At 63.6% G+C, this 5,852-nt stretch carries 7 protein-coding genes; 3 read left to right on the forward strand and 4 right to left on the reverse strand.

Annotated elements, in window-relative coordinates:
* Positions 1-140: 140 nt before the first annotated feature.
* Together IV091_RS01610 and IV091_RS01615 are read left to right on the forward strand one after the other, a co-directional pair.
* Positions 141-1,163, forward strand: coding sequence for a L,D-transpeptidase family protein (locus IV091_RS01610; protein WP_293464287.1), 1,023 nt, complete (start codon positions 141-143; stop codon positions 1,161-1,163).
* The gene (locus IV091_RS01615) at positions 1,156-1,728 is read left to right on the forward strand and encodes a M23 family metallopeptidase (protein ID WP_293464289.1); all 573 of its coding nucleotides are present in this window, start codon (positions 1,156-1,158) and stop codon (positions 1,726-1,728) included. The genes IV091_RS01610 and IV091_RS01615 overlap by 8 nt, the downstream gene beginning before the upstream one ends.
* Positions 1,729-1,752: 24 nt before the next feature.
* Here the strand turns inward: IV091_RS01615 and IV091_RS01620 are convergent, their stop codons facing one another.
* The 4 genes from IV091_RS01620 to IV091_RS01635 form a co-directional block, all read right to left on the reverse strand.
* Positions 1,753-2,313 (reverse strand): DUF882 domain-containing protein, encoded by a 561-nt coding sequence (locus IV091_RS01620; protein WP_293464291.1) that lies wholly within the window; start codon positions 2,311-2,313, stop codon positions 1,753-1,755.
* 3 nt (positions 2,314-2,316) lie between these two features.
* Entirely contained in the window at positions 2,317-3,888 is a 1,572-nt protein-coding gene (locus IV091_RS01625) for a L,D-transpeptidase family protein (RefSeq protein WP_293464293.1), read from the reverse strand.
* A gap of 43 nt (positions 3,889-3,931) precedes the next feature.
* Positions 3,932-4,921, reverse strand: coding sequence for a Stealth CR1 domain-containing protein (locus tag IV091_RS01630; protein WP_293464295.1), 990 nt, complete (start codon positions 4,919-4,921; stop codon positions 3,932-3,934).
* A 153-nt stretch (positions 4,922-5,074) separates the two neighbouring features.
* The gene (locus tag IV091_RS01635; protein ID WP_366806972.1) at positions 5,075-5,392 is read right to left on the reverse strand and encodes a type I restriction-modification enzyme R subunit C-terminal domain-containing protein; all 318 of its coding nucleotides are present in this window, start codon (positions 5,390-5,392) and stop codon (positions 5,075-5,077) included.
* A 7-nt stretch (positions 5,393-5,399) separates the two neighbouring features.
* Between IV091_RS01635 and IV091_RS01640 the strand changes: the two genes are divergently transcribed.
* Positions 5,400-5,852, forward strand: a 453-nt coding sequence (locus IV091_RS01640) for an acyltransferase family protein (RefSeq protein WP_293464299.1), incomplete at its 3' end; no start/stop codon positions are given.

The following is a 5,852-nucleotide window of genomic DNA, read 5'->3' on the forward strand; positions in this document are numbered from 1 at the left end:
TAAAAATAAAAATAAAAATAGGCCGGCATGCCTGCATTGCCTCACGACGTGCCTTGCAACGACTCGACGACACGGCCTTTGCTGACACGCTGTGCATGCGCCCACGCCTAGGATGGGTTCATCACCATCACGGAACTTTTATGCCTGCCAATTTTTTTCCAACCCGCCGCCAAGCCCTTTTCTGGCTGGCCGCCAGTACCGCCTTTCCCGCTGTCGCCGCCAAAGTGCAGCAGCGCCCCCCGGCCAGCGCCCTGACCGGCACCGCGCTGATGGAGCGCGTCAACGCCGCTACCAGCACGCCGCCGCTGGCCCAGGGCGCGCGCGGCGAGGCCGTGCTGCGCGCGCAGATCCTGCTGGACCAGGCCTGGTTCTCTCCGGGCGAGATCGACGGTGCCTACGGCCCCAACATGCGCCGCATGGTGGCCGCGTTCCAGACCGCGAACAGCCTGAAATCGACGGGCCGCATCGACAGTGAAACCTGGAAAACCCTGGCGGGCCCGACGCCTGCGCCGCTGCTCAGCGCCTACACGCTGACCAAGGAAGATGCCGCCGGCCCCTTCACCACGCTACCCCTCGACACCATGGAGCGCGCCCAGCTCAAGTCGCTGGGCTACGAATCGATTCAGGAAGCGCTGTCCGAAAAATTTCACTGCAGCCCGGCATGGCTGCGCGACGCCAACCGCGGCAGCGCCTTTGAGGCCGGTGACAGGATCGTTGTTCCGGCCACGGGCAGCGACAAGGCGCCGACCAAAGCCGCGTCGATCCGCATCGATAAATCCGAGCATGTGCTCTACCTGCTCGACAAGGCCGATCTGCCGGTGGCCGCCTTCCCGATCAGCATGGGCAGCGTCTCGGACGCCTTGCCGATTGGCCGCATGGAAATCAAGAATGCCGCCAAAGACCCGGTGTTCACCTTTGACCCCGCGCTGCTCAAGGACACCCGTAAAACCGATAGCAAGACCGACATTGCGGCCGGCCCGAACAACCCGGTTGGCGTTTACTGGCTTGGACTCAGCAAGCCGCACTGGGGCATTCACGGCACGCCAAAGCCCGAACGCGTGGGCTCGGCAGAAACCAACGGGTGCATCCACCTGACCAACTGGGACGTGCTGCGCGTGGCCCAGGTCGTCAAAATCGGCTATGCCGTGGATGTTCATGCTTGATTCGTTGGTGGGGCGCTGGCGGGACCGGTTCGGGCTTGCCATGCTTTGCCTGGCTTGCGCCGCCTGCACCCAGGCGGTTCCGGCCGACGCCGCGCCCTTGGTGGCCGCCAACATGCCTGCCGAGCCGCCCGGGCTGCTGCTGCCGGTGCAGGGCATCGCGGCCCGTGATTTGCGCGACACCTTCGACGATGGCCGGGACGGCAACCAAAGAGGCCATGAGGCCATCGACATCCTGGCACCGCGCGGCACGCCGGTGCTGGCCGTGGCTGACGGGCCCATCGTCAAGCTGTTCCTGAGCAAGCCCGGCGGCATCACCGTGTACCAGTTTGATGCGACCGGGCAGCTGGCCTATTACTACGCCCACCTGGACCGCTATGCCGACGGGCTGGCAGAAGGGCAAATAGTGCGCCGTGGCAGCGTGGTGGGCTATGTGGGGTCCACCGGCAACGCCAGTCCGGACGCGCCCCACCTGCATTTCGCCATCTTCCGGCTCGGGCCTGAAAAACAGTGGTGGAAGGGCGAGCCCATCAACCCGTTTGGCTATCTGGGCGGCAAGCAGCCCTGACACCGGGCCGCGTTGCCGGGTCCATCACCAGTTGCGGACCCGGCCGGTGTCGAGATGCACAAACTGCTCGCGTGGGTAAAAGCCTACGCCGCCCGCACCCAGCGACAGCGCCGCCTGGTGCAACTCGCTCAGCGGCACGCCGGGCAGACGCACGTCAATGGCGCGGCCTTCCATGTGCAGGCTGTGCTTGGCCACGCCGCCGCTGCGTGTCTGGCGCAGGTTGGCGTTGGTGGCGGGGCAGCGGTAACCGGAGATCACCTCGAAAGAGCCCTTGCTGCCTAATAGCTGTTGCACGCGGTGCAGTTGGTCGTATATCTGCGGGTCCATCAGGCCGATGTCGCCGGTGTAGTGGTCGCGCAGAAAACGGTTCAATGAGCCCAGCGCAGCGGGAAGGTAGCGTTCGCTGTCGGCGTACACGAGGTCGATTTTTTCGTGCGTGTGGGTGTGAACCAGCGCCAGCCCGCGTGCGTCCGGCACCGACGCCAGGACGGCAGGGGCCGCCATTGCCGGCAGGGCGGCGACCGCAGCGAGTCGCGCCGTGTGGTGCAGAAAGCGGCGGCGGGCCAGTGTGAAGGGGTCGCGCATGGTTTATTCCTTGATGGACGACAGATTTTGCGTGCGCTGCCGCAAGGCGGCGTCCAGCAGGCGGTCGAGCCCATAGATATCTTCTAAAAAGAACATACGACCCTCTTTTACCAGCGCAGTTCCATAAGCAATCAGCACAGGCACCGGCTCGGCCAGCCGCAGCGTGGCCGATTGACCCCGGCGCATCGCCTTTTGTATGCGGTCCTCGGTCCACTCCGGCATGCCCTTGAGCACGAATTTGGCCAGCGCCACCGGCTGCTCGACGCGGATGCAGCCGTGGCTGAAGTCGCGCCGGTCGCGCTCGAACAGCTGGGTCGCCGGGGTGTGGTGCAGGTAGATGTTGTCGTGGTTTGGAAACACAAACTTGATGTCGCCGAGCGCATTTTTGGGCCCCGGCCGCTGCCGGATGCGCGATCGGCCTGCCAGCACGGCGTCCAGTTGCGCGGCCGAAACCGTCTGGTCCACACGGCCGTCCGCCGACACAAATTCCATGTCCTCCCGCGCCAGATAACCCGGGTCACGCCGCAGCTTGGGCACGGTTTCGGCACGGGCAATCGACGGCGGTATGTTCCAGTAGGGGCTGAACTCGATGAAACGCATGTCTTCATCGAACAGCGGGGTGCGCGTGTCCAGCGACTTGCCGACGACGACCTTCATCTCCTGCTGCACATGGATGCGGCCGTCCCGTACTTCGTAGGCGCGCAGCACAAATTCCGGGATGTTGATGACAATCATGCGCGGGCTCTGCGTCAGCGGGGTCCAGCGCAGGCGCTCCAGCATCAGCGCGATCTGCCGCGCGCGGGCAGCGGGCGTGACCTGCAGCTGCGCCAGCGTGGCCTTGCCCACCACGCCGTCGGCAGCCAGGCCGTGCCGCAGCTGGAAAGCCTGGACGGCATCGACCAGCAGCCCCTCGTAGCGCGGCGGCAACTGCGCATCGGGCGCACCCGGCGCAAGGTCTCCCAGCACGGCCAGCCGTTGCGCCAGCATCGCCAGACCTGCATAGGCCTGACCCGGCGCCAGCTTGCCGCCAGGCAATGGCGGCAGCGCTTGCTGCCAGGCCGGATGGCCGACGCGTTCGCGGTACTGCCCCAGCGCCTCGCGCAAGCGCGCGTAGAGCGGCAAACCGGGCTCGGCTTCCCGGGCGGCCTGGGCCAGGCGCTGGTTTTGCACGGCGGCCCGCAGGTAGGCGGCCGGCTCAAACCCGTCGCTGCGCGGCGCATGGTAGTTGTGATGAATGCGTTGCGGGTCAATGCGGCCCCTGTGCAGGTCCGACAGGTAGCGTTCCAGGGCTGTCGTCAGCGCTGCCTCCAGGCGCGCGACGGTCACCGGCTCCGGCGCTGAGCCCTGCGCTGCCTGGCCGATGGCCTGCTGCAGCGCGCTAGCGTTGTAGTCTTGCGGTTCCAGTCCCTGGCTTGCTGCAGCGGCAAGCAGCTCTATGGCCTGGCGGGCCTGGGGCGCGGGCCTTCCGTCGGCAAACCAGAGCAGCCCGTCGGCCGCCATGGCACTGCCGCCGCACAAGCACAAGGTGATGGCGGCGCCAGCCATGAAACGTGAAATCGCGCTGCTCATTTTCATCGCGCAATTATCGGGGTTTGCTTGCCATCCGCCCAATCCACGCTCAGGCGGCGCGAATTTCCGCGTATTCGTATTCAAACGACGAGGGCTCGGGCAGCAGCTGCTCCAGGGTGCGCGCGATGCGCTGCAAACGCGGGTCATCCGGGTGCGCGTCGTCGCAGGTGTCGTTGAGGCAAAAAAACGGCAGCGACCCAAAGCGGTCCAGCAGCGATTCAAACTGCTGCCCCGCCTGCGCGTCGCCGGTGCTGATGTGCAAGGGGGCCAGCACCAGCTGCTCGGCGTAGCCCATCTGCACCATCCAGCGCGGCGCCAGGTCGGGCACGATGGCCGGAATGCGCCAGGAGCGAAACACGGTGGAGCGAACCTGCGCAAACCAGTCCTGGGCCAGGTGTTCCAGCTCATGCATGGCGCTTTTCAGCATGGCGCGCGGCGTGTGCGCATAGATGCGCGAAACATGGCGGTACTGCGGGTAGCGTTGCGCCAGCCATTGCCCGGACCGGATCGAGGCGTTCACCAGCGCGGTTTCCTGCGGCTGCAAGGCGCCGTAGTCCGGCACCAGCGCAGGCTCCATGAAGACCTTCAGGCGGCCTTCAAACCACCACGCCGGGTCCACTTTTGCGCCAAAAAACACGTCATCGTTCAAATAGATGAAGCGCTCCGACAGGCCAGCAATATGGTGCAAATAAGACTCGATATGCCCCGAGTCAAACACCAGCGGCGCCGCGCCATCCAGCAACTGCCGGTGGTCAACGAGCGTCAGCCGGTCAGAAGGGCGCAGCCAGTCCGGCGCTTGCCCGTCGGTGACGATGTAGACATGGCCGTGGTCAGGGAAAAACTTCTCAAGCGCGCGCAAATTGAACCGCAGCTCACCGTTGTCCCGGTAGCGGCCCGCCGCGTTGCCGTGCAGCGCCAGCGCATCCGGGTGCTGCTGCACCCAGCGGGCATAGGCCTGCTGGCGCTTGCGCCGCCAAGCGGGGTCGGACCCATCTACCCACAGGTAAACAATATCGACGGGCGCTTTTTTTCCAGGCATACGGGTTTGAAGAAGGGCTCTTTTTTTGCGTGCTAAATAAGGCGCTAGCCCTTATTGCACGTTGGCTAGAGGCTATCTAAATAATAGCAACAAGCTGGCGGCCGGCAGCCACCAGCAAAGACCGGGTAGTTTGCCCGAATCCCGCCAATGGCATCAGCCCTGGTAAAGATGCCGTTGAAACCCGACAAAAACCTGCCGGATCTGCGCCGCACTGCCCAGGTCACTGAGCGCGTCGGCCATCGCGTTGCGGTAACGCAGCTTGAGCAGCGGCGACAGCTTGTCAGTGTCCAGTTCCTCCACGCCCTGCTCGACATACTGCGCCAGCACGAAGTCCACAAAGGCCTGCTGCTTGCCTGTGAACTGCAGGTGCGCGCCGACAGTTGCCGTGGTGTCTAATTCCACTTGCCATTCCTTTGATCTCCAGAATCCTAGAGTCGGGCGGTTTGGCTGTACCCCTGAGTCATTTCGCATCTACAACATGAACCCCATCAGCCCAATTCCGGTTGTTTTAGCCTTTCTTCTGGCCTTGGCAACTACCCGTTTCCTCGCAACGCGTTTCGCCGTGATTCTTCCCATCGGGCGAGTCTCAACCATTGACGGTTTGCGCGGATACCTCGGGTTTGCGGTCTTTTTGCATCATGCATCCATCTGGTTCTTTTTCCTTCGAACTGGACAATGGGCGGTTCCGCCCTCCAATTTATACACGCACTTGGGTCAAAGCGGGGTTGCTTTGTTTTTCATGATTACCGGTTTTTTGTTCTTTTCGAAATTGATCGATTCGAAGGAGCGGCCCGTTGACTGGACCCAGCTTTATATTTCTCGCATCTTCCGGCTTACACCCCTCTACTTATTTGCCATGGTCGCGATGTTTTCGATCGTGGCAGTTCTGTCGAATGGACAACTAAGGGAGCCGGTGGAATCACTTGCTCTA

Origin of the sequence: Polaromonas sp., from assembly GCF_018780625.1 — a bacterium.
Lineage (GTDB): Bacteria > Pseudomonadota > Gammaproteobacteria > Burkholderiales > Burkholderiaceae_C > Polaromonas.

Excerpts from the sequence above, each read along its gene's own strand:
- IV091_RS01610 (WP_293464287.1), top strand. The coding sequence starts at position 141 with ATGCCTGCCAATTTTTTTCCAACCCGCCGCCAAGCCCTTTTCTGGCTG.
- IV091_RS01615 (WP_293464289.1), top strand. The coding sequence starts at position 1,156 with ATGCTTGATTCGTTGGTGGGGCGCTGGCGGGACCGGTTCGGGCTTGCC.
- IV091_RS01620 (WP_293464291.1), bottom strand. The coding sequence starts at position 2,313 with ATGCGCGACCCCTTCACACTGGCCCGCCGCCGCTTTCTGCACCACACG.
- IV091_RS01625 (WP_293464293.1), bottom strand. The coding sequence starts at position 3,888 with ATGAAAATGAGCAGCGCGATTTCACGTTTCATGGCTGGCGCCGCCATC.
- IV091_RS01630 (WP_293464295.1), bottom strand. The coding sequence starts at position 4,921 with ATGCCTGGAAAAAAAGCGCCCGTCGATATTGTTTACCTGTGGGTAGAT.
- IV091_RS01635 (WP_366806972.1), bottom strand. The coding sequence starts at position 5,392 with ATGCGAAATGACTCAGGGGTACAGCCAAACCGCCCGACTCTAGGATTC.